The following is a 662-nucleotide window of genomic DNA, read 5'->3' as shown; positions in this document are numbered from 1 at the left end:
CTGGCGCTGGACACGCTGGTGCTGAACGACGAGCCCGAGCACGACCCGAAGGTGGCGCTGCACGCAGAGAACCTGGCCTATGTCATCTACACCTCCGGCTCCACCGGGCGGCCCAAAGGCGCTGCCATCCGCCACGGCGCACTGCACAGCTGCATGGCCTGGATGCAGCAGACCTATGCCCTCAACCCCAGCGACACCGTGCTGCACAAGGCACCGTTCGGCTTTGACGTCTCGGTGTGGGAAACCTTCTGGCCGCTGACCACCGGAGTGCGGCTCGTCGTGGCGAACCCCGGCGACCACCGGGACCCCGAACGGCTCGTACAGCTCATTCGCCAGCACCAGATCACCACGCTTAACTTCGTGCCGTCCATGCTGCAAGCCTTCCTGGCCCATGAAGGCATCGAACACCAGACCCGGCTGCGCTACATCATCTGCGGGGGCGAAGCCATGCCGGCCGCCACCCAGCAAGAGGCCCTGCGGCGGCTGCAAGGCGCCTCGCTGCAAAACCTGTACGGCCCCACCGAAACCACCATCCACGTCACGCAGTGGCAATGCCGGGAGGACGGTCGCACGCAGGTGCCGATCGGCCGGCCGATCTCGGCCACGCAGGCCCTGGTGCTGGATGGGCAGTTGAACCCCGTGCCGCTGGGGGTGGCGGGAGA

The 662-nt window shown here is 67.2% G+C and carries 1 protein-coding gene; it reads left to right on the top strand.

The annotated features are described in order from the left end of the window. The coding region (locus AVHM3334_RS23765; RefSeq protein ID WP_284415888.1) for an AMP-binding protein at positions 1-662 on the top strand (662 nt) is incomplete at both ends.

It is taken from the genome of Acidovorax sp. SUPP3334 (genome assembly GCF_030159055.1).
Lineage (GTDB): Bacteria > Pseudomonadota > Gammaproteobacteria > Burkholderiales > Burkholderiaceae_C > Paracidovorax.
This window is presented reverse-complemented; position numbering and strand designations above follow the sequence as displayed.